28 protein-coding genes and 5 tRNA genes are annotated in these 25,056 nt (G+C 60.9%); 10 read left to right on the top strand and 23 right to left on the bottom strand.

The annotated features are described in order from the left end of the window. Nucleotides 1–24 precede the first annotated feature (24 nt). The 4 genes from AB4O08_RS08535 to AB4O08_RS08550 form a co-directional block, all read right to left on the bottom strand. The gene (locus AB4O08_RS08535; RefSeq protein WP_010213230.1) at nucleotides 25–330 is read right to left on the bottom strand and encodes a DUF6388 family protein; all 306 of its coding nucleotides are present in this window, start codon (nucleotides 328–330) and stop codon (nucleotides 25–27) included. A 145-nt stretch (nucleotides 331–475) separates the two neighbouring features. Next, nucleotides 476–548: transfer RNA gene (locus AB4O08_RS08540), tRNA-Thr, on the bottom strand. A 48-nt stretch (nucleotides 549–596) separates the two neighbouring features. Beyond that, complete coding sequence (locus AB4O08_RS08545; RefSeq protein WP_042571063.1) at nucleotides 597–1,997, bottom strand: O-antigen ligase family protein; 1,401 nt, start codon at nucleotides 1,995–1,997, stop codon at nucleotides 597–599. Nucleotides 1,998–2,032: 35 nt separating this feature from the next. Next, complete coding sequence (locus AB4O08_RS08550) at nucleotides 2,033–2,455, bottom strand: pilin (RefSeq protein ID WP_021491914.1); 423 nt, start codon at nucleotides 2,453–2,455, stop codon at nucleotides 2,033–2,035. Nucleotides 2,456–2,648: 193 nt separating this feature from the next. Here AB4O08_RS08550 and AB4O08_RS08555 point away from each other — a divergent pair, with 193 nt between their 5' ends. The 4 genes from AB4O08_RS08555 to yacG are packed head-to-tail and all read left to right on the top strand — an operon-like array spanning nucleotide 2,649 to nucleotide 5,537. Continuing rightward, nucleotides 2,649–3,857 (top strand): type II secretion system F family protein, encoded by a 1,209-nt coding sequence (locus AB4O08_RS08555; RefSeq protein ID WP_460114799.1) that lies wholly within the window; start codon nucleotides 2,649–2,651, stop codon nucleotides 3,855–3,857. After that, the gene (locus tag AB4O08_RS08560) at nucleotides 3,854–4,720 is read left to right on the top strand and encodes a prepilin peptidase (protein ID WP_460114800.1); all 867 of its coding nucleotides are present in this window, start codon (nucleotides 3,854–3,856) and stop codon (nucleotides 4,718–4,720) included. The genes AB4O08_RS08555 and AB4O08_RS08560 overlap by 4 nt, the downstream gene beginning before the upstream one ends. Next, entirely contained in the window at nucleotides 4,717–5,340 is a 624-nt protein-coding gene (gene coaE / locus AB4O08_RS08565; protein ID WP_021491917.1) for a dephospho-CoA kinase, read from the top strand. The genes AB4O08_RS08560 and coaE overlap by 4 nt, the downstream gene beginning before the upstream one ends. After that, nucleotides 5,337–5,537, top strand: coding sequence for a DNA gyrase inhibitor YacG (yacG, locus tag AB4O08_RS08570; protein ID WP_003188437.1), 201 nt, complete (start codon nucleotides 5,337–5,339; stop codon nucleotides 5,535–5,537). The genes coaE and yacG overlap by 4 nt, the downstream gene beginning before the upstream one ends. On the opposite strand, the gene AB4O08_RS08575 is transcribed toward yacG, so the two are convergent. The 3 genes from AB4O08_RS08575 to AB4O08_RS08585 all read right to left on the bottom strand — a co-directional run bounded on the left by AB4O08_RS08575 (nucleotide 5,534) and on the right by AB4O08_RS08585 (nucleotide 6,978). Then, nucleotides 5,534–5,749, bottom strand: coding sequence for a hypothetical protein (locus AB4O08_RS08575; RefSeq protein ID WP_003171680.1), 216 nt, complete (start codon nucleotides 5,747–5,749; stop codon nucleotides 5,534–5,536). The genes yacG and AB4O08_RS08575 overlap by 4 nt on opposite strands. A 75-nt stretch (nucleotides 5,750–5,824) precedes the next feature. Beyond that, the gene (locus tag AB4O08_RS08580) at nucleotides 5,825–6,514 is read right to left on the bottom strand and encodes an energy-coupling factor ABC transporter permease (protein WP_042571059.1); all 690 of its coding nucleotides are present in this window, start codon (nucleotides 6,512–6,514) and stop codon (nucleotides 5,825–5,827) included. Next, nucleotides 6,511–6,978, bottom strand: a complete 468-nt coding sequence (locus AB4O08_RS08585) for a hypothetical protein (protein ID WP_010213240.1) — start codon at nucleotides 6,976–6,978, stop codon at nucleotides 6,511–6,513. Before AB4O08_RS08585 ends, AB4O08_RS08580 begins: the two co-directional genes overlap by 4 nt. 103 nt (nucleotides 6,979–7,081) lie before the next feature. On the opposite strand from AB4O08_RS08585, the gene AB4O08_RS08590 reads away from it, so the two are divergent. From AB4O08_RS08590 to AB4O08_RS08600, 3 genes are read left to right on the top strand one after another with little or no spacing between them, the layout of a single operon-like run. Next, on the top strand, nucleotides 7,082–7,711 hold the full coding sequence (locus AB4O08_RS08590) for a DUF1780 domain-containing protein (RefSeq protein ID WP_010213242.1): 630 nt from the start codon (nucleotides 7,082–7,084) through the stop codon (nucleotides 7,709–7,711). Nucleotides 7,712–7,765: 54 nt separating this feature from the next. Further along, nucleotides 7,766–7,939, top strand: a complete 174-nt coding sequence (locus AB4O08_RS08595; RefSeq protein WP_044286631.1) for a DUF3094 family protein — start codon at nucleotides 7,766–7,768, stop codon at nucleotides 7,937–7,939. Between the two features lie 60 nt (nucleotides 7,940–7,999). After that, nucleotides 8,000–9,298 (top strand): NAD(P)/FAD-dependent oxidoreductase, encoded by a 1,299-nt coding sequence (locus AB4O08_RS08600; RefSeq protein WP_042571057.1) that lies wholly within the window; start codon nucleotides 8,000–8,002, stop codon nucleotides 9,296–9,298. A 192-nt stretch (nucleotides 9,299–9,490) separates the two neighbouring features. Here AB4O08_RS08600 and AB4O08_RS08605 read toward each other — a convergent pair. The 7 genes from AB4O08_RS08605 to rluD form a co-directional block, all read right to left on the bottom strand. After that, a tRNA-Pro gene (locus AB4O08_RS08605) sits at nucleotides 9,491–9,567 on the bottom strand. A 94-nt stretch (nucleotides 9,568–9,661) separates the two neighbouring features. Then, nucleotides 9,662–9,737: transfer RNA gene (locus AB4O08_RS08610), tRNA-Lys, on the bottom strand. Nucleotides 9,738–9,742: 5 nt separating this feature from the next. Beyond that, nucleotides 9,743–9,819 (bottom strand) — tRNA-Pro (locus tag AB4O08_RS08615). A 10-nt stretch (nucleotides 9,820–9,829) separates the two neighbouring features. After that, a tRNA-Asn gene (locus AB4O08_RS08620) sits at nucleotides 9,830–9,905 on the bottom strand. Nucleotides 9,906–10,205: 300 nt separating this feature from the next. Then, entirely contained in the window at nucleotides 10,206–12,770 is a 2,565-nt protein-coding gene (gene clpB / locus AB4O08_RS08625; protein ID WP_010213245.1) for an ATP-dependent chaperone ClpB, read from the bottom strand. A gap of 130 nt (nucleotides 12,771–12,900) precedes the next feature. After that, complete coding sequence (pgeF, locus tag AB4O08_RS08630) at nucleotides 12,901–13,626, bottom strand: peptidoglycan editing factor PgeF (RefSeq protein WP_021491919.1); 726 nt, start codon at nucleotides 13,624–13,626, stop codon at nucleotides 12,901–12,903. Next, a complete protein-coding gene (rluD, locus tag AB4O08_RS08635) occupies nucleotides 13,623–14,585 on the bottom strand; it encodes a 23S rRNA pseudouridine(1911/1915/1917) synthase RluD (RefSeq protein ID WP_010213248.1) in 963 nt (320 codons plus the stop codon). Before rluD ends, pgeF begins: the two co-directional genes overlap by 4 nt. Nucleotides 14,586–14,734: 149 nt before the next feature. Between rluD and AB4O08_RS08640 the strand changes: the two genes are divergently transcribed. Both AB4O08_RS08640 and AB4O08_RS08645 read left to right on the top strand, forming a co-directional pair. Then, nucleotides 14,735–15,760 (top strand): outer membrane protein assembly factor BamD, encoded by a 1,026-nt coding sequence (locus tag AB4O08_RS08640; RefSeq protein ID WP_010213249.1) that lies wholly within the window; start codon nucleotides 14,735–14,737, stop codon nucleotides 15,758–15,760. Between the two features lie 124 nt (nucleotides 15,761–15,884). Continuing rightward, complete coding sequence (locus AB4O08_RS08645; protein ID WP_010213250.1) at nucleotides 15,885–16,118, top strand: PP0621 family protein; 234 nt, start codon at nucleotides 15,885–15,887, stop codon at nucleotides 16,116–16,118. Here the strand turns inward: AB4O08_RS08645 and thiO are convergent. The 5 genes from thiO to pilV form a co-directional block, all read right to left on the bottom strand. Next, on the bottom strand, nucleotides 16,105–17,214 hold the full coding sequence (gene thiO / locus AB4O08_RS08650; protein ID WP_010213251.1) for a glycine oxidase ThiO: 1,110 nt from the start codon (nucleotides 17,212–17,214) through the stop codon (nucleotides 16,105–16,107). The two genes, AB4O08_RS08645 and thiO, sit on opposite strands and share 14 nt — an antisense overlap. A 62-nt stretch (nucleotides 17,215–17,276) precedes the next feature. Continuing rightward, entirely contained in the window at nucleotides 17,277–17,678 is a 402-nt protein-coding gene (locus tag AB4O08_RS08655; RefSeq protein ID WP_010213253.1) for a type IV pilin protein, read from the bottom strand. Between the two features lie 11 nt (nucleotides 17,679–17,689). Continuing rightward, complete coding sequence (locus AB4O08_RS08660; RefSeq protein WP_010213254.1) at nucleotides 17,690–18,220, bottom strand: pilus assembly PilX family protein; 531 nt, start codon at nucleotides 18,218–18,220, stop codon at nucleotides 17,690–17,692. Between the two features lie 7 nt (nucleotides 18,221–18,227). Beyond that, complete coding sequence (locus AB4O08_RS08665; protein WP_460114801.1) at nucleotides 18,228–18,935, bottom strand: PilW family protein; 708 nt, start codon at nucleotides 18,933–18,935, stop codon at nucleotides 18,228–18,230. After that, nucleotides 18,932–19,417, bottom strand: a complete 486-nt coding sequence (gene pilV, locus AB4O08_RS08670; RefSeq protein ID WP_010213257.1) for a type IV pilus modification protein PilV — start codon at nucleotides 19,415–19,417, stop codon at nucleotides 18,932–18,934. The genes AB4O08_RS08665 and pilV overlap by 4 nt, the downstream gene beginning before the upstream one ends. 192 nt (nucleotides 19,418–19,609) lie before the next feature. On the opposite strand from pilV, the gene AB4O08_RS08675 reads away from it, so the two are divergent. Further along, nucleotides 19,610–20,191, top strand: coding sequence for a GspH/FimT family pseudopilin (locus tag AB4O08_RS08675; protein ID WP_021491923.1), 582 nt, complete (start codon nucleotides 19,610–19,612; stop codon nucleotides 20,189–20,191). On the opposite strand, the gene ispH is transcribed toward AB4O08_RS08675, so the two are convergent. The 4 genes from ispH to ileS form a co-directional block, all read right to left on the bottom strand. Beyond that, nucleotides 20,145–21,092 carry a 4-hydroxy-3-methylbut-2-enyl diphosphate reductase gene (ispH, locus tag AB4O08_RS08680; RefSeq protein ID WP_010213261.1) on the bottom strand — a complete coding sequence of 316 codons (948 nt, stop codon included), beginning with the start codon at nucleotides 21,090–21,092 and terminating at the stop codon, nucleotides 20,145–20,147. The two genes, AB4O08_RS08675 and ispH, sit on opposite strands and share 47 nt — an antisense overlap. A 168-nt stretch (nucleotides 21,093–21,260) precedes the next feature. Continuing rightward, on the bottom strand, nucleotides 21,261–21,698 hold the full coding sequence (gene fkpB, locus AB4O08_RS08685) for an FKBP-type peptidyl-prolyl cis-trans isomerase (RefSeq protein ID WP_010213263.1): 438 nt from the start codon (nucleotides 21,696–21,698) through the stop codon (nucleotides 21,261–21,263). 7 nt (nucleotides 21,699–21,705) lie between these two features. Further along, complete coding sequence (lspA, locus tag AB4O08_RS08690) at nucleotides 21,706–22,218, bottom strand: signal peptidase II (protein WP_010213265.1); 513 nt, start codon at nucleotides 22,216–22,218, stop codon at nucleotides 21,706–21,708. Beyond that, entirely contained in the window at nucleotides 22,211–25,042 is a 2,832-nt protein-coding gene (gene ileS, locus AB4O08_RS08695) for an isoleucine--tRNA ligase (protein WP_010213267.1), read from the bottom strand. The genes lspA and ileS overlap by 8 nt, the downstream gene beginning before the upstream one ends. Nucleotides 25,043–25,056: the final 14 nt, after the last annotated feature.

Raw genomic sequence — 25,056 nt, forward strand, 5'->3', positions numbered from 1 at the left:
CTTGCCCGCTCCTGCGGACTGCTTTTAAACCACCAGGTCATTCATTTCGCAATATTCTTCCCATTCGACACCCAGCACTTCGGCCGCCTCTTTATGCAAGGCCAGTCGCGCCGCTTCGAACGCTTCCGGTGTCGAGGTGTACTTGAGGGTCAGCTCCCAGGGCTGGTAGCCCTGGCTCTCGGCCTCATCCTCGAATGCCCACTGGATCTGGTCACGCTGATCATCGGCGCTCAGGTCCTTGATCTCTTCTTTCAGCTGCGGCGTGTCCTCAAGGTACTTCTTGAGTGCTTCTTCGTGCCGAACTTCCTGGGTCATTTCAGTCGTGGTCATGTTGTTCTCTTAGATCGAGGAATGGGGATGCATCTGGGTCATCAAGGTTGCGCAGATACAAAAGAGCGGGCGCAAATACCAGCTCGTCTGGCCTTCAGAACCATTCTGGGATCAACTGAAAACAGTACTGCCTTTGTTGCCTTTTTGCCCGAGACAGGAATCGAACCTGCGACCTTCGCGTTACGAGTGCGCTGCTCTACCGGCTGAGCTACACGGGCGGTGGGCTAAAGCTAGCACCGCATCGAGAGTCCGGCAACTTGCCGCCGTCAGCGGGCAATCACACCTTGGGCCCAGAAGCGTGGTTGCAGGTAATCGCCATGGGCGTCCAGGTACTGCTGCTGGGCCTGTTTGAAGTGCGGCACATCGCGCAACGCAATAAAAATCAGCAGACCAACGGCCAACACGCTCAGTGCTTTCCACGCCCCCCAGGCCCATGATCGTTCGACCGCTGCCGGAGCTCGCCATACGTGCAACGCCATCAGCCAGCCCACCACCAGCGCCAGCCAGACCTGGGAGTTAGGCATCACAATCACACCATCGACCATGGACTGCACTAACGCACCCACCAGCGCCGCAAACAGGCAGAGCCGCAGCAGGTCTGCACGCTCGGCGCTCAGCGCGCGCTTACGCAGTACACCGAACGTTGCCCAGCCCCCTCGCCAAGCCAACACCGCAACGCACAAAGCCGATGGCACCCCCCACTCACTGGTCCATTGCAGGATGGCCTGGTGGGGATGAGCGGCAATACTGTTGGGGATATCAGCGAAATGCATCGGCCCGAATCCCAGCCAAGGCCGCTCGACGAGCATATGCCAGGCCTGCCACCAGATCGGACCACGCCCCGACAAGGAGGTGGTGAGGCGATCGCTGGCGGCATTCGCGATCTCGATTCCCAAATGATCCGCCAACACCTTAAACACCAGCCAGTACAGCAACAATCCACCCAGCAGTGCGGCCAACTGCCAACCCAACCAGCGCCGCCCCCATGGTCCCAGCACCGCCAACACCACAGCCGCGACGCCCATGCCCAGCCAGGTGCCGCGCGTGCCGCCCCCCACTGCGATCAGCCACCACACGCACAGCAGCGTAAAAGTCGCGGCCTTGAGTGGGCGAGACAGCGTGGGGATCAACAAAGGAAGCGCCAGCAGCGGCAAGGTGAATGTCTGGAACTGGCCGTAGAAACGCTTGTTGGAAAAGCCGGACAGCAACGCGTCAGGGTCCAGCACCCGCTCGGCGCTGATGAACGCCAGGGCACCGGCATAGGTGTATTGAATCGACTTGATCAGGCACAACAGCACCACAAACAGGATCAAGGCACGGTCCAAAGGCTCGCCGCCCTGGCGTCGCAGCAGGGCAAATGCCACGGCAATCGCGCCGCAGCCAACAAACACCGCCACTTCAGCAAATGCCCACAGCGGCTGGTGAGCCCGCATCGACGACATCAGGCCCAGCCCGATGATCAGCGCCAGACCCAAGGCTGTGGGCCGGTCAACCAGCCGTTCAACGCGGGCGACCGACAGCCCATACAGCACAGCGCAAGCCCCGATGCCGATCTGCATCACCCGTTGCAGATCATGCCCACTGAAGGGAGCACAAATTCCGAAAAGCAGCAGGCACATCACTGCGACCAGAAAAACACTGCCACGCTGCTCTACGAATAACCCCATCGGTCACCTCAACTTCCCTGTGGAGGGTTTAACAGTTAAGCGCCGTCGGCGCCGCAGCCCTTGGCGACATATTTTGCGTCAGCGGTGGTGGTGCATGTCCAACCCGTGGCGGCATTGCGTGTCAGGCTGATGGTCTTGCCGAGCACCGGTGCCGGGGCATCCAGTATTTCGCAACTGATAGAACCCGCGCCCGTGGCAACGTCCCCTGTCACGTCAATCTTGCAGTTGGCTGTCGGGCTGGTGCCGCCGATCAATGCCAGCGTGGGGACCGTGCCCTGGTTGAGGGTGTCTTCATAACCAGGCTTCAACGCGGTAATTTCAGCCAGGCCGGCGGTGAACTTGGCCTTGGCCTGGTGGGTGGTGTACATGGGCAGGCCGATGGTTGCCAAAATGCCGATGATTGCCACGACGATCAACAGCTCGATCAGGGTAAAACCTTTTTGACGTCTCACATTCACTCTCCAGGATAGAACTCATGACAAGGCGCGTCCTGCGCCCCGTGTTGTACAGCGGCGCCAGTGTACTCATCCGCAGGCGCTCAATCGCGCACAAGACGCACATTCTGACATTTTATCCGCCACTGCCAGCCTGTCAGAATCCGTCACCTGACTACGCTATAAAGCTTCGACGACCTCTGTGCGGAACCGTGACATGGACAACGCTTCAACGCTCTACGCCTGGGAAGGCATCAACCGCAAAGGACGCAGGGTGTCCGGGCAAACCACCGGACACAACCCTGCCCTGGTGAAGGCACAGTTGCGAAAACAGGGCATCTGCCCAGGGCATGTGCGCAAAAAATCCCCAGTGCTGTCGAGCCTGGCACCCTCGATCACATCAACCGACATCACCCTGTTCACTCGCCAACTGGCCACCCTGCTGAAGGCCGGTATTCCGCTGCTGCAGGCCTTCGACATCATCGCTGAGGGCTTCGACAACCGCGCCTTGCGTGAGCTTATGCAAGGGTTGAAACAGGCCATCGAAGCCGGCACCAGCCTTGCCGAGGCGCTGCGCAAGCAGCCGCGTTGTTTCGACGAGCTGTACTGCAACCTGGTGGCCGCCGGCGAACAGGCCGGAGCACTTGAAACCTTGCTGGAGCGCGTGGCGATCCACCGGGAAAAGAGCGAGCAGCTAAAGACGAGGATCAAAAAAGCCATGACCTATCCGATCACCGTGCTGGTGGTCGCCAGCCTCGTCACCGGCGTGCTGCTGGTCCACGTCGTGCCACAGTTCCAGAACCTGTTTGCCGGGGTCGACGGCAAGCTGCCGGGTTTCACTCTGCAGGTCATCGGCCTTTCCGAGTTCATGCAGAAAGCCTGGTGGGCCGTGGCGCTGGGCGTTCTTGCGGGAGGCCTGGGGCTGCGCGAAGCGTATCGGCGCTTGGCGGATTTCCGTCTATGGCTGGACAGCTGTTTGTTGAAAGCGCCCGTGGCAGGCAAACTGCTGAGCAAATCCGCCGTGGCCCGCTTCGCCCGCACACTGTCCACCACGTTTGCCGCCGGCGTTCCGTTACTGCAGGCACTGGATTCGGTGGCCGGTGCCGCCGGTTCCGGGCCATTCAGACGGGCAATTGAACAGATGCGACGCGATGTAGCGACTGGCATGCCATTGAACCAATCCATGCTCACCAGCGGCCTGTTCCCCGGCATGGCGATCCAGATGACAGCCATCGGCGAAGAGTCGGGCACACTGGACCGCATGCTGGAAAAGGTCGCCAACCATTACGAGGCCGATGTGGACAACCTGGTCGATCACCTCACCCACCTCATGGAGCCCCTGATCATGGTGGTCCTGGGAGGCATTGTCGGCGCATTGGTGATCGCCATGTACCTGCCAGTCTTCCAGTTGGGGAGCGCATTTTGAGCCTGCTGTTGGCCGGACACCCCTGGGCTTTTGTTGCGCTGGCGGCGCTGCTGGGCCTGATCGTCGGCAGCTTTCTCAACGTGCTGGTGTGGCGCCTTCCAACGATGCTCGAACGGGAATGGCGGGCCCAGGCGCTCGAAGTGCTCGGCATGCCCGCTGAGCCTGCCGGCCCGACCTACAACCTGATGCACCCCAGTTCCTGCTGCCCACACTGCAATCATCCGATACGTCCGTGGGAAAATATCCCACTGCTCAGCTACCTGTTTCTGCGAGGCCGCTGCGCCCATTGCCAAGGTGCGATCAGCGCCCGTTATCCGCTCACTGAACTGGCGTGTGCGTTGATCTCAGCCTGGGTGGCCTGGCGTTTCGGCTTTGGCTGGCAGGCGGGCGCAGTGCTGGTGCTGAGCTGGGGATTGTTGGCGATGAGCCTGATCGATGCAGACCATCAGCTGTTGCCGGATGTGCTAGTGATGCCGCTGCTGTGGCTGGGGCTGATCGTCAACGGGTTCGGCCTGCTGACGACACTGCCCGAGGCCTTGTGGGGGGCGGTCATCGGGTACATGAGCCTGTGGAGCGTGTTCTGGCTGTTCAAGCTGGTCACCGGCAAGGACGGCATGGGCCATGGCGACTTCAAGCTGCTGGCCTTGCTCGGCGCCTGGGGGGGCTGGCAGATCCTGCCCATGACCCTGTTGATGTCGTCGCTGGTGGGTGTGGTCGTGGGCTTGATCCTGATGCGCCTGCGCAAGTCCCACGCGTCGGCACCGATGCCATTTGGTCCGTATCTGGCGATTGCCGGCTGGATTGCATTGCTCTGGGGTGGTCAAATAACCGACTTCTATTTGCAGTCTGTCGGTTTCAGATGACCACTCCTGTTACAACACCCTGGATTCTCGGCCTCACTGGTGGCATCGGCAGCGGTAAAAGCGCCGCAGCCCAGCACTTTATCGACCTTGGCATCGACCTGGTGGACGCCGACCACGCCGCCCGCTGGGTGGTCGAGCCTGGACGGCCGGCACTGGCGCGCATCGCCGAGCACTTCGGTGCTGGCGTGCTGCAACCCGACGGCCAGTTGAACCGCGCCGCCCTGCGCAAGCTGATCTTTGAAGAACCCGAAGAGCGCCGCTGGCTCGAAGCCTTGCTGCACCCGTTGATTGGCGAGGAGATTCGCAGCCACCTGGCGCGCGCGAAGTCGCCTTACGCGATATTGGTGTCGCCGCTGCTGATCGAGTCCGGCCAGTACAGCATGACCCAGCGCATCCTGGTGATCGATGTGCCGCAGTCGCTGCAGATTCAGCGTACCCTGCAGCGCGACGGCATCAACGAGCAACAGGTGCAGGCAATCCTCAAGGCTCAATCCAGCCGCGAAGACCGCCTGAACCATGCCGATGATGTACTGGTCAATGACCGGGACCTTGCCTGGCTGCACAGCGAGGTCGAGCGACTGCACCACTTTTACCTTACTTTGCGTGGAGGCCGATCATGAGCCAACCCTTGACCGTCGACTGCCCAACCTGCGGCGCACCCGTGGAATGGAAAGCGACCAACCTCAACCGGCCGTTCTGCTCGGACCGCTGCAAGCTCATCGACCTGGGCGCCTGGGCTGCTGAAGAACACAAGATTCCCGTGGCCCCGGACGCTGAAGACGAGCTGTTTTCCGAAGACCTGCCACCGCGCCACTAAGGGCGCATAAAGGCGTATTCCTGCTGGTCGTCGAGGTTCTCTGCAAGGTATTGCAGCTCGTCGGCCAGGTCTTCGAAACTGCGCACGCCCTTGCTCTGCTGCACCACCGCGCTGAGCATGGCACGCAAGGTCAGGCCCGGGTCAAAACCGATTTCCTGTGCCGCGTCCTGGCTTCTGCGCAATTCCTGCCGTGCCCACTCGTACACACTCATGATTCGTGCTCCCGCCTTGCCTGGAAAAATTTCGCTGAGCATGGCCCTGCTTGGGTGGGTGGGATTTGATCTGGGTCAACGCTGTGAATCGTCGTCCTTCCAGGGGGCGGACAGGTAGCGCGTGCGGTTGAAGGTCTCCAGCCATTCCGGGCAAAACACCACCAGCGCGCTGATAACCATGCCGTTGATGAAGGCTTCGGGAAAGATGATCAGCCACAGGTAGCCGACAAAATCCTCCAGCCATTCCGGCAGGGCAAAACGGCCGTCGAACCACAACAGCCCCAGTCCGAGCACCAGGCAGAGCAAAGCCGATAGCGCGGCGGCGAAAAAACCGGAGCAGAAGATATACACGAAGGGATTGCGCGGTTGCGCCCGCTCGACCAGCAACGCGCAGGCTTCCGTGACCAGCACCGGCAGCCCAATAAGCAGCAGGCCGTTGACGCCCAGGGCTGCGAGGTCCTGGCGTCCCAGCGCCATCAAGCCCAACTGGGCGGCAAAACCGCCCACGATCGCCAGGGGCCAATCGAGCAACAGGGTCACGGCGGTCATGCCGATAAAGTGGTAGGACACGCCGGTGTCGAAATCCCGCCGTACCAGCCACAGCATGAACAAGGCGAACACGGTGCCAAACAGCAAATGCTGGCGCCGCCGGTCGGCAAACAGTTCGACCCAAGGTGAACGCAAGATGGCCCAGACTACCAGGGGCACATACAACAGCCAGCCGGCCCCGAGTGTTGCCGGCGCCAACACCGCGGCGCTGATCACGGCTTCACCTGCTCCAGGGCCTGACGCAGTTCGGCGGCAGAACTGTAGGCGTGCTCGGCGACCAGCTTGCCGTTATCCAGTTGCAGCCACAGCACTTTATCCACAGGCCCCGGATAACGCGGCGCAATGCGTGCGTCACGGTCCAGCATGACCCGGTAGTTGTAGGACTGCATGGCCGGTACCGCGAACAGCTTGGCGATCAGGCGCGGCATGCGCTGGATATCGGCAACAAACACAGCATGTCGTGCCTCAAGGTAGCCTTTGGGTTGGCCCTGCAGCGCTGCATCCACCTGCTTGGCGGCGTCCATGCCACGCGCAACGAGCAGGACCTGCGCCTGGTTATCCAGGGTGTAGGCCTGATCGAATTGATCCAGCAGGGTCCAAGGGGCCAGGCGCTCGCCCACTTCAACCGCCTGGGCCCCCACAGGCAACAGAGCCAACAAAAACACCGCTAGAATCTTCACTGCACACTCCTCTTACCCGGTGGAACGCTCGAATGCCCAGTCTACACCGAGCTTTTGCAGCGGGACTTCCTGCGGTCATCATTTGGGCGCTAAGCTGCTAGCTATGGATGACTCAGATTACTTGCGCCTGCTGACCGTAGCGGCCGAACAAGCCAACGCATTCTTGTCCAATGCCCGCAAATGGGAGCGTGAGCGTTGGGTCTGCCAGCGCCTGCTGCAAGGCCTGAACGTGCCCTACCGTGCCGAAGAATTTCACGCCGCCGGGCAAGAGCCGCCGGACGTGCTGTTTCGCGACGCCAGCTTCGAGGTGTTTTTTGTACTGGATGAGGGCCGCCGCCTGAACGACGAATGGCGCGACGAATTGCTGCGCCGACGCAGCGCGTTCTCCCTGAGCCAACTGGTGCGGCGCGAGGCCAAGCCGCGACGCATCCCGGCCCATGAGTTCTTGCTGCGCCTGGCGCCCACGCTGCGCAAGAAGGCCCATAACTACAAAGAGCGCGGGATGGACCTGGGGGAGCTGGATATCGTCGCCTTCACCAGCCTCAAGCGTGAAGTGCTCGACCTCAACAGTCATTTTCCGCCGCCGACGGAATACCTGCGCCAGGGCTGGCGCTCGCTGTCGCTGGTGGGGCCGACCTTTGCACGGGTGTTGTTCGCCCACCCGGATGCACCGGATTTCTTGCGCAACAACCTGGGCCGCAGCATAGTGTTCGATGTGGGCATCAGCCTCTGAGCCCCCGGACTGTAACGTGGCGCCCTTTTGCAACGTCTACCTGACGAGGCCTTTATGACCAGCCGCCTGAACCCCGATGACCAACAGCATGTCGAAGAGTACCTCCAACTCTCCCAACACCGAGTCGAGCGCAAGCCTTTCCGGCCGTGGCTGCTCCTGGGTGTGGTGCTGGTAGTGGTGATCGGCCTTGGCTTGCTGAGCCGACTTTTGAGTTACCTGACGCTATGAGCTGCCTGGCGCTCGCGGGGGTAACTGCTCCGATTTCTTTTAGCCTTGCGAGATATCCCCATGACCCATCGTATTATTATCGTCGGCGGCGGCGCCGGCGGCCTGGAGTTGGCTACCCGCCTGGGTAAGACTCTGGGTAAGCGCGGCACCGCCAGCATCACGCTGGTGGACACCAACCTGACCCATATCTGGAAGCCCTTGCTGCACGAAGTGGCAGCCGGTTCGCTGAACTCTTCGGAAGACGAACTCAATTATGTCGCCCAGGCCAAATGGAACCACTTCGAGTTCCAACTGGGGCGCATGAGCGGGCTCGACCGTGAACAGAAGAAGATCCAGCTGGCCGCCACCCTCGACGAAGAAGGCCGTGAGCTGGTGCCTGCGCGCGTGCTGGGCTATGACAGCCTGGTGATCGCGGTCGGCAGCACCACCAATGACTTCGGTACCGAGGGCGCCGCGCAGCACTGCCTGTTCCTCGACACCCGCAAGCAGGCCGAGCGCTTCCACCAGCAGTTGCTCAACCACTACCTGCGCGCCCATGCCGGGCAGACCGACGTGGTGGAAAAAATCAGCGTCGCCATCGTCGGCGCTGGTGCCACCGGGGTCGAACTGGCCGCCGAACTGCATAACGCCGCCCATGAGCTGGCCGCCTATGGCCTGGACCGCATCAAGCCGGAAAACATGCACATCACCCTGATCGAAGCCGGCCCACGAGTGCTGCCTGCCCTGCCGGAGCGTATCGGCGCGCCGGTGCACAAAACCCTGGAGAAGCTCGGGGTGACCGTGCTGACCAATTCGGCGGTCAGTGAAGTGACGGCCGATGCACTGATCACCACCAGTGGCCAGGTGATCCCGGCCAGCCTAAAGGTATGGGCGGCCGGTATTCGCGCACCCGGTTTCCTCAAGGATATCGATGGCCTGGAAACCAACCGCATCAATCAACTGCAGGTGTTGCCGACACTGCAAACCACTCGCGACGAGAACATCTTCGCGTTTGGCGACTGCGCCGCCTGCCCGCAACCGGGCACCGACCGCAACGTACCACCACGGGCCCAGGCAGCTCACCAGCAGGCCTCGTTACTGGCCAAGTCGCTGAAGCTGCGCATCGAGGGCAAGGACCTGCCGAGCTACAAGTACACCGACTATGGCTCGCTGATCTCGCTGTCGCGCTTCTCGGCGGTGGGTAACTTGATGGGCAACCTCACCGGCAGCGTGATGCTGGAAGGTTGGCTGGCGCGGATGTTCTATGTGTCGCTGTACCGCATGCACCAGATGGCGCTGTATGGCTTCTTTCGCACGGCGATGCTGATGCTGGGGAGCAAGATCGGGCGAGGCACCGAGCCACGCCTCAAGCTCCACTGACAACACGGTCCCGAGTGGGACCTGGTAAATGTGGGAGCGGGCTTGCTCGCGAATGCGGTGGCTCAGCGCCAGACGTGCTGACTGATACACCGCATTCGCGAGCAAGCCCGCTCCCACATTTGTTTTGCGGAGAGTCAAGATTTTCGCGCACAAAAAAAATCCCCGTATCTTTCGATACGAGGATTTTTAATATGGTCGGGGTAAGGGGATTCGAACTCCTGACATCCTGCTCCCAAAGCAGGCGCGCTACCGGACTGCGCTATACCCCGGTAATAAAAAGGCGACCTTTCAGTCGCCTTCTTCGATCAGCGCTTTTGGCCTCTGATCTTAAGATTCGATTCCAGCGTTAACTGGTCTCAAAAATGGTGGGTCGTGTGGGATTCGAACCTACGACCAATTGGTTAAAAGCCAACTGCTCTACCAACTGAGCTAACGACCCAAATATGGTCGGGGTAGGGGGATTCGAACTCCCGACATCCTGCTCCCAAAGCAGGCGCGCTACCGGACTGCGCTATACCCCGATATTGAAATTGGCTCCGTGACCAGGACTCGAACCTGGGACCCAATGATTAACAGTCATTTGCTCTACCGACTGAGCTATCACGGAACTACATATTTCAAAGTACTACGTTACTGCTTACTACCTTCTCTTCGACTTGTCCGTATCGCTACGTTCATGTGTCTGAGGCGCGCTATTCTACAATCTTAAAAACCCCTGTCAACCCTTTAAATTGCTTTTAAGACAATGATTTGCGCTTGTTTCTGATTTCTTCTTGGGGAGAAGAAACCCGTGGGCTGACGTTGCTGCGGGGCGCACTTTACAAGCCTTTGCCTTACAGTTCAACGCCCTATCGAAAAAAAAGGCCCCGCAATGCGGGGCCTTCTCTTATTACCCAACAGACGGGGCTTAGTGGAAGACGATTTCGTCGTTTTCCACGGTCGCCTCGACACTGGTGCCCGGCATGAAGCTGCCCGACAGGATCAACTGCGCCAGCGGGTTTTCGATCCAGCGCTGGATCGCACGTTTCAGCGGCCGTGCGCCATACACGGGGTCGTAACCTACCGCGATCAGCTTGTCCAACGCCTCGCTGCTCAATACCAGGTCCAGCTCGCGCTCGGCCAGGCGGCCACGCAGGCGGCCCAACTGGATCTCGGTGATGCCCGCGATCTGATCACGTGCCAGCGGCTCGAAGATCACCACTTCGTCGACCCGGTTGATGAATTCCGGACGGAAGTGGCTGGTCAGCGCATCCATCACGGCAGCGCGCTGGCCCTCACGATCACCCACCAACTCCTGGATCTGCGCCGACCCCAGGTTGGACGTCATCACGATCACCGTGTTGCGGAAGTCCACGGTACGCCCGTGGCTGTCCGTCAGGCGGCCGTCTTCCAGCACTTGCAACAGGATGTTGAACACATCCGGGTGCGCTTTCTCGACCTCATCCAGCAGGATCACCGAGTAAGGCTTACGCCGCACAGCCTCGGTCAGGTAACCGCCCTCCTCGTAGCCCACATAGCCTGGTGGAGCGCCGATCAAGCGAGCCACCGAATGTTTCTCCATGAATTCGGACATATCGATCCGCACCATGGCCTCTTCAGTATCAAAGAGGAATTCGGCCAAGGCCTTGCACAGCTCGGTCTTACCCACGCCGGTCGGGCCGAGGAACATGAACGAACCGCTCGGACGGTTCGGGTCGGACAACCCGGCCCGCGAACGCCGTACCGCGTTGGACACCGCCACCACGGCCTCTTCCTGGCCGATCACGCGTTGGTGCAACAGGCTTTCCATCTTCAGCAACTTGTCGCGCTCGCCTTCGAGCATTTTCGACACGGGAATGCCGGTCCATTTGGAAACGACTTCGGCAATTTCTTCCTCGGTTACCTTGCTGCGCAGCAACTGGTTCTCAGGCTTGCCGTGCTGGTCGACCATTTGCAGGCTGCGTTCCAGGTCGGGGATCACCCCGTACTGCAACTCAGCCATACGGTTCAGGTCGCCTTTACGGCGTGCGGCTTCCAGCTCCTGGCGGGACTGCTCGATCTTTTGCTGGATCTGGGCCGAACCCTGCACTTCGGCTTTTTCCGAGGTCCAGATTTCTTCCAGGTCCGAATACTCGCGTTCCAGACGGACGATTTCTTCCTGGAGTTTTTCCAGGCGTTTCTTCGCCGCGTCGTCTTCTTCTTTCTTCAGGGCCTGGGACTCGACTTTCAGTTGAATCAAGCGCCGATCCAGACGGTCGAGCACTTCCGGCTTGGAGTCGATCTCCATGCGGATGCGGCTGGCTGCCTCGTCGATCAGGTCGATGGCCTTGTCAGGCAACTGACGGTCAGTGATGTAGCGATGGCTCAATTTGGCCGCCGCAATGATCGCGCCGTCGGTGATGGCCACCTTGTGGTGGACCTCATAACGCTCTTTCAGGCCACGCAGGATCGCGATGGTGTCTTCTTCGCTCGGCTCTTCCACCAGCACTTTCTGGAAGCGACGCTCAAGGGCCGCGTCCTTTTCAATGTACTGGCGATATTCGTTGAGCGTGGTAGCACCGACGCAGTGCAGCTCACCCCGCGCCAAGGCTGGCTTGAGCATGTTGCCGGCGTCCATGGAGCCCTCGCCTTTACCGGCGCCGACCATGGTGTGCAGCTCGTCGATAAACAGAATGATCTGCCCTTCCTGCTTCGACAATTCATTGAGCAGGGATTTCAGGCGCTCTTCGAACTCGCCTCGGAACTTGGCACCGGCAATCAGCGACCCCATGTCCAGGGACAGCAGGCGCTTGCCTTTGAGGCCATCCGGCACTTCACCATTGATGATGCGCTGGGCCAGGCCTTCGGCAATCGCAGTTTTACCCACGCCCGGCTCACCGATCAGCACCGGGTTGTTCTTGGTACGACGCTGCAACACCTGGATGGTGCGACGGATTTCATCGTCACGGCCGATCACCGGGTCAAGCTTGCCCTCTTCGGCGCGCTTGGTCAGGTCGACGGTGTATTTATCCAGGGCTTGGCGCGACTCCTCATGGTTGGGGTCGTTCACCGCGTCGCCGCCCCGCAGGTTGTTGATGGCATTTTCCAGGGCTTTCTTGCTCACGCCCTGGCCCAGCAACAACTTGCCGAGTTTGCTGTTCTCGTCCATGGCAGCGAGCAGCACCAGTTCGCTGGAGATGAACTGGTCGCCCTTCTGCTGGGCCAGACGGTCTGCCTGGTTGAGCAGGCGCGCCAGGTCCTGGGACATATTCACGTCGCCGGTCGGGTTTTGGATTTTCGGCAGTTGGTCGAGTTCTTTGCTCAACTCCTTGCGCAGGCTGTTGACGTCGAAGCCCACCTGCATCAGCAAGGGTTTGATAGAACCACCTTGCTGCTCCAGGAGCGCCTGCATCAAGTGCGCAGGCTCGATGGCCGGGTGGTCGAGGCCCACGGCCAGGGATTGAGAGTCAGACAGTGCCAACTGTAATTTGCTGGTTAAACGATCAATACGCATTAGTCACCTTCCTTTTGAGCAGGCCGGAGCTATAAAACATCCTGAATGAAGAAACCTGCCAGATACCCTTATAGATGGGGTGGATTCTGGGAGTTTCAAGCGACAGGGAGTTGACGCAGATCAGATGAGTCTAGCGTTCCAGCCAGATAAGGGAGGCAAACCGACCGGTGCGAGGGCTGCGCCGGTAGGAAAAGAAGCGTGGGTCGGTCACGGTGCACAACCCACCACCATAAACAGCCGTGACGCCGCGTGCAGCCAGGCGCAGACGGGCCAGCTTATAGATGTCGGCCATGAACTTGCCGGGGTTACGACTGGGCACAAAGGCTTCGGCGGTGATCGGCAGCTGCAGCATGAAGGCTTCACGCACTTCCGGACCGACCTCAAAGGCTTGGGGACCGATTGCCGGGCCCAGCCATACCAATACTTGGTCTGGTTCGGTGTCGAGGCTCTCGAACGCGGCTTCCAGCACACCCGCCGCCAGGCCACGCCAACCGGCATGGGCCGCCGCCACGCGAGTGCCGGCGCGGTTGCAAAACAACACAGGCAGGCAATCGGCGGTCATGGCGGTGCAGGCGATGCCTGGGGTGCTGGTCCAACTGCCATCGGCTTCGGCGATGCGCGCAGGATCAGCCTCGACCACGTTCACGCCATGAACCTGGCGCAACCAGGCCGGCTGAATAGAAAAGGCCTCAGTCAGACGACGGCGATTCTCAAGGACGGCCTCCAGGCTGTCCTCGACATGATCGCCCAGGTTGAGGCTGTCAAACGGCGCCAGACTGACGCCGCCCGCACGGGTGGTGACGCAGGCTTTCACCTGAGCCGGCGCAGGCCAGTCAGGAATCAGCCAGTCACTCATCCGATAAACGCCTCGCGATCCTGCTTGAGCAGCGACAACAACCAGACGAGGTCGTCCGGGAGAGGCGATTCCCAGCTCATCCGCTTACCGCTCGTCGGATGATCCAGTTCCAGGAAGCGCGCATGCAGTGCCTGGCGTGGGAAGTTTTTCAGCGAATCAACCATGGTTGCACTGGCCGCCGGCGGAATACGGAAGCGACCACCGTAGGCAGGATCACCGACCAACGGGAAGTTGATGTGCGCCATGTGCACGCGAATCTGGTGAGTACGGCCGGTTTCCAGCTTGACCCGCACATGGGTGTGGGAACGGAAACGCTCCAACACTCGGTAGTGGCTGACGGCCTGCTTGCCGCCCTCCATTACCGCCATACGCTGGCGCTGCTGGCCATGGCGACCGATCGGGGCGTTGATCTTGCCGCCCGCCACCACCACGCCGATCACGATGCACTCGTAGATCCGGCTGACGCTGCGGCTCTGCAATTGTGTGACCAACTGCGTCTGCGCCTGAATGGTCTTGGCCACCACCATCAAGCCGGTGGTGTCCTTGTCCAGACGGTGCACGATGCCGCAGCGCGGGACGTTGATGATGTCCGGCACGTGGTGCAACAAGGCATTGAGCAAAGTGCCATCAGCGTGCCCAGCGGCCGGGTGAACCACCAGGCCTGCGGGTTTGTTGATGACCAGGATGTCGTCGTCTTCATAGACGATATCTAGCTCGATGTCCTGGGCGACCCATTCTCCCTGGGCTTCCTGCTCGGCAGTCAGCTCAAGAATCGCACCGCCATGGACTATGTCTCGCGGGCGGATAACCGCTCCATCCACAGTCAGGCGGCCGTCTTTGATCCAGGCGGAAAGGCGCGAGCGCGAGTGCTCAGCGAATAATTGTGCGGCGACTTGATCGAGGCGTTGGCCGCCCAATTCGGACGGCACCTCTGCGCGAAGTTCAATTTTATCGGACATGCTCAGACTAGGCGTGGCACAGCCTTTGGTTTCGGCTGCGCGCTTGTGGTTAAATACGGCGTCTTTTGCCCCGAGGCTTTCAACGGGGCGCTCATCATAACAGGACGGCCCCGCCCAAGACAGCGGCCGTCATAGGGACGCAAGCCGCCATGCAAGTGAAACACCTGCTGCTGATCGCCATCCTCGCCATGACTGCTGCTTGCTCGTCAACAAAGGAAGTCGTCGACGAAAACCTGAGCGAAGTCGAGTTGTACCAACTGGCTCAGAAAGACCTGGACAATAATAGCTTCACCAGCGCCACAGCCAAGCTGAAGGCACTGGAGTCGCGCTATCCGTTCGGGCGCTACGCCGACCAGGCCCAGCTCGAGCTGATCTACGCCAACTACAAGAACGCCGAGCCGGAAGCTGCCAAGTCCGCCGCCGAGCGTTTCATTCGCCTGCATCCGCAGCACCCGAACGTCGACTACGCCTACTATATGAAGGGCCTGACTTCGTTCGACCAGGACGTCGGCCTGCTGGCGCGCTTCCTGCCGCTGGACATGACCAAGCGTGACCCGGGCGCTGCCCGCGACTCCTACAACGAGTTCGCCCAGCTGACCAGCCGCTACCCGAACAGCCGCTACGCGCCCGACGCCAAGCAGCGCATGATCTACCTGCGCAACCTGCTGGCTTCCTATGAGATCCACGTGGCTCACTACTACCTGACCCGTCAGGCCTACGTAGCTGCCGCCAACCGTGGTCGCTATGTGGTAGAGAACTTCCAGGAAACCCCCTCCGTGGGTGACGGCCTGGCCGTGATGACCGAGGCTTACCAGCGTCTGCACCTGGACGAACTGGCCAGCACCAGCCTGGAAACCTTGAAGCTCAACTACCCGGATCACCCAAGCCTGAAGGACGGCCAGTTCGTGCCTCAGGTTGCCGAAGCCGACAACCGTTCGTGGCTGAGCAAGTACACCCTGGGCCTGATCGAATCCCGTCCACCGCTGCCGCCGGGCGAAACCCGCGCCAATCAGGACGTGATCAAGCAGTACCAGGACGCCAAGGACGCCATTCCTTCGGACCTCAAGCCCCACGACGAGAACGGCGACGTGATCGAAGAGGAAGAACCGCAGGCCCTGGGCAACAACCAGGACCGTTCGTGGTTCAGCTACATGACCTTCGGTGTGTTCGACTGATTGCACCTGCCGTCATCAAAAAGGAGCCTTTCGAGGCTCCTTTTTTGTGGGCGGTATTATTGCGCTGTGCGCCTGGCACGTCCTTGGCTAAACTGGCGCATTCCTTGTCGAGAAACTGCCCATCATGCTTCGTCTACTGTTCTGGATTGCCGTCATTGCCGCCGCAGTATGGTTCTGGCGCAAATTCAAAAGCCCGGCCGCCAAGCAGCAACGCGCCAGCGAGCCTGACGCTGCCCTGATGGTGCGCTGCGCCCACTGCGGCGTGCACCTGCCGCAGGATCGCGCCTTGAGCTCGCGCCAGGAGTGGTATTGCACCCAGGCGCATTTGGAGCAAGGGCCGAAGTCTATCCAGCGTTGATCCGACCTTCGGGCGCATAAGGCGCGGGGTCGATGATCGGCGCACGCTCCAGCAGCAGATCGGTAAACAACTGGCACGACGCCGGCGCAAGCACCAGGCCATTGCGGTAATGGCCGCAGTTGAGCCACAAGCCCTTGAAGCCCGGCACTTGGCCGATGTAAGGAATACCTTCCGGCGAACCTGGGCGCAATCCGGCCCAATGCCCAACCACCTCGGCGTCCGCCAGCGCGGGAATCAACTCCACCGCCGAGGCCTTGAGGCTTTCCAGCGCCGTTTCAGTGGGGGTCTTATCGAAGCCTTCATGCTCCAGCGTGCTGCCGATCAGGATGTGCCCATCACGTCGGGGGATCGCGTAACGCCCCTTGGCCAGGACCATGCTCGACAGGAAATCCGAAGCGCATTTGTACAGGATCATCTGGCCCTTGACCGGTTCGACCGGCAGCGACAGGCCCAACGTACCAAGCAGCTCACCGCTCCAGGCGCCGGCCGCCAGTACGACCTGATCGCCGAAGATCGCCCCATCAGCAGTGCTCACCCCCACTACATTGCCCGCATCCAGCAAAAAACCCGTCACTTCACATTGTTCGTGAATGGTCACGCCGGGCAATGTCAGCAGTGCCGCCTTGAGGGATTTGACCAGACGCGGGTTGCGCACATTGGCGACGTTAGCCATGTAGATCGCATTGGCGTACCCGCCACCCAACACCGGAACGGCGTCATGGGCGGCCGACACGTCCACTTTGCTCAATGGACGGCCTTCGCGCGCAGCCCAGGCCAGGGCCTCGGCTTCATCGTCCAGGTCCAGCCAGTACAGGCCCGTGGTATGAACCTCTGGGTCAACACCGGTCTGCGCAAACAGGCGCTGCGCCAACTGTGGATAAAAGTCCTGGGACCAATGGGCCAGCGCAGTGACAGCGGGGCTGTAGCGCCACGGATACAGCGGCGAGACAATACCGCCGCCCGCCCAGGAGGACTCCTGCCCCAACCCCGCGCGCTCCAGCAACACCACTGCTTGCCCTTGGGTCGCCAGGTTGAACGCCGTCAACAAGCCGATGACCCCGCCACCGACAATCACTACCTGCTGTTGCTCTGCCATCATTTGATCCAGCCGATAAAAAGGAACAAGCGCACCTGGCGCCCAGTCATCCCGCACCCTCATCATTGCCCCCAGCACTGCCTGCGCGAGATGTCAGGTGCAGCGCCCGGATTGGTCCTCGCGCCGGTGCTGGTCAGGCTAAACGCGCCGCAAAGGTCGCCGGTCATGACCGAGTCGACGCCAGGCGTAGCCACCAGCTGGAAATCCTGAGGGTTCAATGCTGCGGTGATTCTATAGCGATCGTTGCCCGCACTGACGCCGCTTGCATCAATAAAAGTGCCGCTCCTCGTATAAAAACGTTCCAGATGCTGAGCCTGGTCGGTCAATAACGCGACGATTTCAGCGCGATAGACCTTTTTCATATGGCCGGTGTAGCCGGGGTAAGCAATCCCGGCCAGCACCGCGATGATGGCCACGGCGATCAGTAACTCGATCAGTGTAAAACCCCGGCTGTCCATGCCCATTTCAACGCTCCTTATTGAAGTTGCCGCCAGGCCACCCGCCGGAAACGCGAGCCGCCCTCTTCTTCTACATGCGCATAGACGCTCTCCAGCACCGTGCGCAATTGGCCGCTCAACCCGACAGCCGTCACTCGATACACGTCGGCCACGGTTTGTGGTGGTAAATGCGCCAGCCCCACCGCGCCCCCCAGGGCTTGAACGCCGAATAGACCGCCGTCCAGTGCAGTCCAAGTAATGCCCGACACAGGGTCCACCCCAGCCCCAACCACCGAATAGGCGGCGGCCGGCGGTGCACAGGTGACAATCGACCGGCACGGCGGCAGCGTCGCAAATAACCGCTGCACCACCGACTCCCCACGCCGCAAGCCACTCTCGGCGCTTTGCAGCGATTGATTACGGTGCCAGAGACTGGCGGTGACCTTTTGCTGGCTGACCGCCCCTTGCATGGATGACAGACCGATCAGCGACAACAGCAACAACACCACCAGGCTGATCAGCAGCACCATGCCGGCCTGCCGCAGACGAATAGGCTTTTGAAGCATCATGTCAGCCCTACCCCAGACGGTTACGCAGTGCCGCCACGACGCTGTAGGTTTGATCCTTCACGCGCTCGGTCGGGTCTCGCAGCGTCATCAGGATGCGCACGCTGCGTATCAAGGACAGGTCCGCCGGGCTTGCGTCGTAGCGCGCCACCTGCGTGGAAGACAGTTTGGCGGCCATGCCAAAGCTGATATCAAACCCTTGCACGTTATCCACCAACACCGCCTTGGCAGGCGCCGCAGGCGTGCTCACTCTCAATTGGCCCGCTTCGAAGGTGTAGGTGATCTGGCGCAGCGCAAACCTGATGTGTCCAGGGGCAGGCGCAGGCGCATTGCCGGCGTAAGACTGCGCGGTTCCAGTGCAATCGGACAACACCGTCCAGTCAGGCTTGCCACTCTGCTGACCAACATCCGCCGTCACCAGCGACAGCGACTTCACACCCGCCTCAGCCTTCCAACTGACAGGCTGATCAAAGGCTGCTGGAGCGTCGTCGATAAACGCCGTGGCCAGGCAGCCAAACATGCCCGCCTGGCGAATGTCCTGGACGATCTTGCCCAGCACGAACCGCGCATCGTCCTGCAGCAACATCGCCGCCTGCTGGCTGGCATGGGTGGCTCTGGAACTAATCACCACCTGGCTGACCCCAAGCACCACAACCAAGCCCACAGCCAACGCCAGCAGCACTTCCACCAGGCTGAAGCCCCGAACACGGTGCCTCATTGCGCCCCCCTCGATTCATCGCTGATGCGGCTGGTCAGGGTGAACGTTTCCCGAGCGCCCGGCCTGTTCGCGCCCCGGCTGTCGTCCCAACTGATGCTGACAGTCACCTCACCCGCACTGACCGACACCGAGCCTTTGGCGCTGGCCCCGGCAAAGCCGAGGATATTGGCCTCGAAATCATGCAGGTCCAGATCGCGCACGCTGGCGGATGCGCTGCTGGCCGGGGCTCGCTCGGCCCGGCCCCAGGCGTAGTCGACCGCAGAATTGGCGCGGATCCGGTCAAGCATGTCATAGGCAATGAAACTGGCCTGGCTGGTCATTCGGGAACTGTCGGTGTACTTGAGCGCATTCAGCTGGATCACCGCCGTGCCTAACAGGCCAATGGCGAGGATCAACACGGCAACCAGCACCTCGATCAGCGTCATGCCAATTTGGTGCCGAGACAGATCCTGGGGGAAACCGGTGTTGGGGCAGGCAGGCATAACCGTCGTCATCCATGTCGAGGTCCGGAAAAAGCAGGAGAAACCTGCTGTGCGGCCCAAGACTAGCGTCGGTTTTTCGCTCGCGCTGCTCCTGGAACAAAGGGAAATACTTTGGACATGAAGGCCATCATTCGGCGCAATGCACTGGGCGCTATACCTAGGACTGCACCTGAACCCAAGGAGGGACGACACATGCACCAACAAGGTTTCACCCTGATCGAACTGCTGCTCGGGTTGATCGTGAGCGGCATCCTGGCTGGCCTGGCAACCCCCGGTTTCAAGGGGTTGCTGGACTCACAGCAGCGACACGGCGCGGCGCAATCCTTGACCGCAGGCCTGCGCTACGCACGCACCGAAGCCATCGCCCGTAACCAGGCGGTGGTCATTCATGCGCGTGAGAACAGCTGGAGCCAGGGCTGGCGGGTCATTGTGGATGCGAGCGGGCGCGGCCATTTGGATGACGACAACCCAGTCCTGCGGGAGCATCAGGACAATGGTGGAGTGACGATCGTTGGCAATGGGCCGGTCAAAAACCAGGTGCGCTTCAGCGGATTGGGCGAACCGGTTTTTTCAGGCGGAGGTTTTCGCGCTGGCACCGTGCACGTATGCGCCACAGATCTGGCGCAGAGCCTGTATCAGGTGGTACTGGCACCCAGCGGGCGCATCAGCCTGCGCAGCGAGCGTGCCGAGCAGGCGTTGTGCCGGAGCGACTCCGGCACACAGGTACTCAGAGCAGCGAGCGAACCCGTAGCTCCTTGGGCATGGAGAAGGTGATGTTCTCTTCACGCCCAGCCAGTTCATCCGCACCGGTGGCACCCCAGGCATGCAACTGCTGGATAACGCCGCGCACCAGCACTTCCGGGGCGGAAGCGCCTGCCGTGATACCGATACGCTCGACGCCATCGAACCAGCTGCGCTGCATGTCTTCGGCGCCATCGATCAGGTACGCCGGGGTTGCCATGCGCTCGGCCAACTCACGCAGGCGGTTGGAGTTGGAGCTGTTAGGACTGCCAACAACCAGGACCACATCGCATTCATCGGCCAGTTGCTTGACCGCGTCCTGTCGGTTTTGGGTGGCGTAGCAGATGTCGTCCTTGCGTGGCCCACCGATGGCCGGGAAGCGCGCGCGCAGCGCGTCGATCACGCGGCTGGTGTCGTCCATGGACAAGGTGGTCTGGGTCACGAATGCCAGGCGCTCAGGGTTCTGTACCTGCAGGTTGGCGACGTCTTTTTCGTCTTCCACCAGGTAAATTGCCCCGCCATTGCTGGCGTCGTACTGCCCCATGGTGCCTTCGACTTCCGGGTGACCGGCATGGCCGATCAGGATGCACTCTCGTCCGTCACGGCTGTAGCGCGCCACTTCGATGTGCACCTTGGTCACCAGCGGGCAGGTGGCATCGAAGACTTTCAGGCCGCGGCCTGCCGCTTCGGTACGTACTGCCTGGGAAACGCCGTGGGCACTGAAGATGACGATCACGTCATCCGGCACCTGGTCCAGTTCCTCGACAAAGATGGCGCCACGCGCGCGCAGGTCTTCGACCACGAATTTGTTGTGGACGACTTCATGGCGCACGTAAATCGGCGGCCCGAAAACTTCCAGGGCGCGGTTGACGATTTCGATCGCCCGGTCCACGCCGGCGCAGAAGCCACGGGGGTTGGCGAGTTTGATTTGCATGCTGTGCCTCGTGTCTTGCAGCGCAAGAAATTGGATCAACTCAACTCTGTAAGAGTAAGCCTCTGTAGGAGCCGGGCTTGCCCGCGATGCAAACGACTCGGTATATCAAGTACGCCGAGGTGACGCTATCGCAGGCATGCCAGCTCCCACAGGAACCGGTTTAGTCAGTCAGAGCGCTTTAACGTCGATGATTTCAACGTCAAAGGTCAAGGTTTTACCGGCCAACGGGTGGTTGAAGTCGATGGTCACTTGCGCGTCATCGAAAGTCTTCACCACACCGGGCAGTTCGGTATTCGCCGCATCGTTGAAGATCACCAACAAGCCTTCCGACAGGTCCATGTCCTGGAACTGCGAACGCGGGATGATCTGCACGTTTTGCGGGTTGGGCTGGCCAAAGGCGTTTTCCGGCAGGATCTGCAGGGTACGCTTGTCGCCAGCCTTGAAGCCGAACAGGGCCGCTTCGAAGCCCGGCAGCAGGTTGCCATCACCGACCTTGAAGGTGGCCGGTGCTTTGTCGAATGTGCTGTCGACCGTGTCGCCATTCTCCAGGCGCAATGCGAAATGCAAAGTGACTTCCGTGTTCTGGCCGATGCGTTGCTCAGCCAATACCTGATCAGTCATTGACGGTCTCTCCGGTTTTCTTGCTTTTGAACATATCCAGCGCCAGCATGATCGCACCGACGGTGATGGCGCTGTCGGCAAAGTTGAACGCCGGGAAGTACCAGCGGTTCTGCCAATGCACCAGAATGAAGTCGATCACATGGCCCAGGGCAATGCGGTCGTACAGGTTGCCCAGCGCGCCGCCCAACACAAGGGCCAACGCAATAGCCAGCCAGGTGTCATCGCGGCCGAGACGCTTGAGCCACACCACCAGCACCGCACTGACCACCACGGCGATCAGGGCGAACAGCCAGCGCTGCCAGCCGCCGCCATCCGCCAGGAAGCTGAAAGCGGCGCCGGTGTTGTAGGCCAGGGTCCAGCTGAAGTAATCCGGGATCACCACGATCTGCTGGAACATCTCCAGGGAGCCCTCGAAATGAGCCTTGCTGGCCTGGTCGATGACCAGGACCAGCACACTCAATACGAGCCAGCCCAGACGTCCAAAACGACTGGCTGCATTAGGCATAGTGGCGAACCTCACCAGCACCCGAGATGTTGTCGACGCAGCGACCACAGATTTCCGGATGCTCAGGGTTCACGCCGACGTCTTCACGGCAGTGCCAGCAACGGGCGCATTTAGGGAAGGCCGACTTGACCACTTTGAGCTTGAGGCCAGGTACTTCGGTGGCGACCGCATCCGCCGGGGCCTGGGCGAATGGCGCCAGGCTTGCGGTGGAAGTAATCAGCACGAAGCGCAGTTCGTTGCTCAGCTTGGCCAGGTCCGCGGTCAGGCCGTCCTCGGCAAACAAGGTGACTTCGGCTTGCAGGTTGCCACCGACGGCCTTGGCCGCACGCTGCACTTCCAGTTCCTTGTTCACCGCGACCTTCACGGCCATCACACCTTCCCAATACTCGCGGCCCAGTTCGAAGTCGGCCGGCAGTTCGGTCAGGCCTTCGTACCAGGTGTTGAGCATCACGGACTCGTTACGCTCGCCCGGCAGGTATTCCCACAGTTCGTCGGCGGTGAAGGCCAGGATCGGCGCGATCCAGCGCACCAGCGCTTCGGAGATGTGGTACAGCGCGGTCTGCGCCGAACGGCGGGCCTTGCTGTTGGCGCCGGTGGTGTACTGGCGGTCCTTGATGATGTCGAGGTAGAAGCCACCCAGCTCCTGCACGCAGAAGTTGTGGATCTTCGAGTAAACGTTCCAGAAACGGTATTCGCCGTAGTGCTCCTGCAACTCGCGTTGCAGCAACAGGGTACGGTCCACCGCCCAACGGTCCAGAGCGAGCATGTCCTCGGCTGGCAGGAGGTCGGTGGCCGGGTTGAAACCGGTCAGGTTCGACAGCAGGAAGCGTGCGGTGTTACGGATGCGGCGGTAGGCATCGGCGCTGCGCTGCAGAATCTGGTCCGACACGGCGATTTCGCCCGAATAGTCGGTCGACGCGACCCAAAGACGCATGATGTCGGCGCCCAGAGTGTCGTTGATCTTTTTCGGCTCGATCACGTTCTTCAGCGACTTGGACATCTTGCGGCCCGTCTCGTCGACGGTGAAGCCGTGGGTCAGCAGTTCGCGGTACGGCGCGTGGTTGTCGATGGCGCAACCGGTCAGCAGCGACGAGTGGAACCAGCCACGGTGTTGGTCCGAGCCTTCCAGGTACAGGTCGGCACGCGGGCCGGTTTCGTGACCCATGGGGTGCGAGCCGCGCAGCACGTGCCAGTGGGTGGTACCCGAGTCGAACCAGACGTCGAGGGTGTCGCTGATCTTGTCGTACTGCGGCGCTTCATCGCCCAGCAGCTCGGCGGCGTCCAGCTTGAACCAGGCTTCGATGCCTTCCTGTTCGACACGCTGGGCCACGACTTCCATCAGTTCGACGGTGCGTGGGTGCAGCTCGCCGCTTTCCTTGTTCAGGAAGAACGGGATCGGCACGCCCCAGTTACGCTGGCGGGAGATGCACCAGTCCGGGCGGTTGGCGATCATCGAGTGCAGGCGTGCCTGGCCCCAGGCCGGGACGAACTGGGTGTCTTCGATGGCTTTGAGCGAGCGTACACGCAAGGTGTCGCCGGTGGTCGGCTCTTTGTCCATGCCGATGAACCACTGCGCGGTGGCGCGGTAGATCAGCGGGGTCTTGTGGCGCCAGCAGTGCATGTAACTATGCTGGATGGTGGCGGTTTGCATCAGCGCACCGACTTCACGCAGCTTGTCGATGATCGGCTGGTCGGCCTTGAAGATGAACTGGCCGCCGAAGAACTCCAGCGAAGGCACGTAGACGCCGTTGCTTTGCACCGGGTTGATGATGTCGTCGTTGACCAGGCCGTATTTTTTGCAGATGACAAAGTCGTCCACGCCATAGGCCGGCGAGCAGTGAACAATGCCAGTACCCGAACCCAGTTCGACGTAGTCAGCCAGGTACACCGGCGACAGACGGTCATAGAACGGGTGGCGGAAATTGATCAGTTCCAGCGCAGAGCCGGTGGTGGTCGCGATCACCGAACCTTGCAGTTCGTAGCGGGCAAGGCATGCCTCGACCATTTCCTCGGCCAGCACCAGCAGGCGATCACCGACGTCCACCAGGGCGTAGGTGAATTCCGGGTGCACGTTCAACGCCTGGTTGGCCGGGATGGTCCACGGGGTGGTGGTCCAGATCACGATGGCCGCGGGCTTGCCCAGGCTTGCCAGGCCAAAGGCCTCGGCCAGCTTGGTGTCGTCGGCGATCGGGAAAGCCACGTCGATGGTCGAGGACTTCTTGTCTTCGTACTCGACTTCCGCTTCGGCCAGGGCCGAACCGCAGTCGAAGCACCAATTCACGGGCTTGAGGCCCTTGAACACGAAACCGCCCTTGACGATCTCGGCCAAGGCACGGATTTCACCGGCCTCGTTCTTGAAGTTCATGGTCTTGTACGGGTTGTCCCATTCGCCGAGCACGCCCAGGCGGATGAATTCGGACTTCTGCCCTTCGATCTGCTCGGTGGCATAGGCGCGGCACAGTTCGCGGGTTTTATCCGCGCCCAGGTTCTTGCCGTAGGTCACTTCGACTTTGTGTTCGATTGGCAGGCCGTGGCAGTCCCAGCCCGGGACATACGGCGCGTCGAAACCCGACAAGGTCTTCGAGCGCAGGATCATGTCCTTGAGAATCTTGTTCAGCGCATGACCGATGTGAATCGTGCCGTTGGCATAAGGAGGGCCGTCGTGCAGGACGAATTTCGGACGATCCTTGCCAATTTCGCGCAACTTTCCGTACAGGCCAATACTGTCCCAGCGCTGCAGGATCTGCGGTTCGCGCTGTGGCAGGCCGGCCTTCATTGGGAAGGCGGTGTCCGGAAGGTTTAGCGTGGCTTTATAGTCGGTCATTTAAGGCTCTTCGG

It is taken from the genome of Pseudomonas sp. H3_E07, from assembly GCF_054668895.1.

Bases quoted from the DNA above. Each gene is read 5' to 3' on its own strand.
- AB4O08_RS08660 (WP_010213254.1), bottom strand. From the start codon at position 18,220: ATGATGCTTCAAAAGCCTATTCGTCTGCGGCAGGCCGGCATGGTGCTG.
- ispH (WP_010213261.1), bottom strand. From the start codon at position 21,092: ATGCAAATCAAACTCGCCAACCCCCGTGGCTTCTGCGCCGGCGTGGAC.
- rluD (WP_010213248.1), bottom strand. From the start codon at position 14,585: ATGTCCGATAAAATTGAACTTCGCGCAGAGGTGCCGTCCGAATTGGGC.
- AB4O08_RS08600 (WP_042571057.1), top strand. From the start codon at position 8,000: ATGACCCATCGTATTATTATCGTCGGCGGCGGCGCCGGCGGCCTGGAG.
- AB4O08_RS08555 (WP_460114799.1), top strand. From the start codon at position 2,649: ATGGACAACGCTTCAACGCTCTACGCCTGGGAAGGCATCAACCGCAAA.
- yacG (WP_003188437.1), top strand. From the start codon at position 5,337: ATGAGCCAACCCTTGACCGTCGACTGCCCAACCTGCGGCGCACCCGTG.
- clpB (WP_010213245.1), bottom strand. From the start codon at position 12,770: ATGCGTATTGATCGTTTAACCAGCAAATTACAGTTGGCACTGTCTGAC.
- AB4O08_RS08675 (WP_021491923.1), top strand. From the start codon at position 19,610: ATGCACCAACAAGGTTTCACCCTGATCGAACTGCTGCTCGGGTTGATC.
- coaE (WP_021491917.1), top strand. From the start codon at position 4,717: ATGACCACTCCTGTTACAACACCCTGGATTCTCGGCCTCACTGGTGGC.
- AB4O08_RS08655 (WP_010213253.1), bottom strand. From the start codon at position 17,678: ATGGGCATGGACAGCCGGGGTTTTACACTGATCGAGTTACTGATCGCC.
- AB4O08_RS08645 (WP_010213250.1), top strand. From the start codon at position 15,885: ATGCTTCGTCTACTGTTCTGGATTGCCGTCATTGCCGCCGCAGTATGG.
- pilV (WP_010213257.1), bottom strand. From the start codon at position 19,417: ATGCCTGCCTGCCCCAACACCGGTTTCCCCCAGGATCTGTCTCGGCAC.
- thiO (WP_010213251.1), bottom strand. From the start codon at position 17,214: ATGGCAGAGCAACAGCAGGTAGTGATTGTCGGTGGCGGGGTCATCGGC.
- AB4O08_RS08575 (WP_003171680.1), bottom strand. From the start codon at position 5,749: ATGAGTGTGTACGAGTGGGCACGGCAGGAATTGCGCAGAAGCCAGGAC.
- AB4O08_RS08665 (WP_460114801.1), bottom strand. From the start codon at position 18,935: ATGAGGCACCGTGTTCGGGGCTTCAGCCTGGTGGAAGTGCTGCTGGCG.
- AB4O08_RS08595 (WP_044286631.1), top strand. From the start codon at position 7,766: ATGACCAGCCGCCTGAACCCCGATGACCAACAGCATGTCGAAGAGTAC.
- ileS (WP_010213267.1), bottom strand. From the start codon at position 25,042: ATGACCGACTATAAAGCCACGCTAAACCTTCCGGACACCGCCTTCCCA.
- AB4O08_RS08640 (WP_010213249.1), top strand. From the start codon at position 14,735: ATGCAAGTGAAACACCTGCTGCTGATCGCCATCCTCGCCATGACTGCT.
- pgeF (WP_021491919.1), bottom strand. From the start codon at position 13,626: ATGAGTGACTGGCTGATTCCTGACTGGCCTGCGCCGGCTCAGGTGAAA.
- AB4O08_RS08545 (WP_042571063.1), bottom strand. From the start codon at position 1,997: ATGGGGTTATTCGTAGAGCAGCGTGGCAGTGTTTTTCTGGTCGCAGTG.
- lspA (WP_010213265.1), bottom strand. From the start codon at position 22,218: ATGCCTAATGCAGCCAGTCGTTTTGGACGTCTGGGCTGGCTCGTATTG.
- AB4O08_RS08590 (WP_010213242.1), top strand. From the start codon at position 7,082: ATGGATGACTCAGATTACTTGCGCCTGCTGACCGTAGCGGCCGAACAA.
- AB4O08_RS08535 (WP_010213230.1), bottom strand. From the start codon at position 330: ATGACCACGACTGAAATGACCCAGGAAGTTCGGCACGAAGAAGCACTC.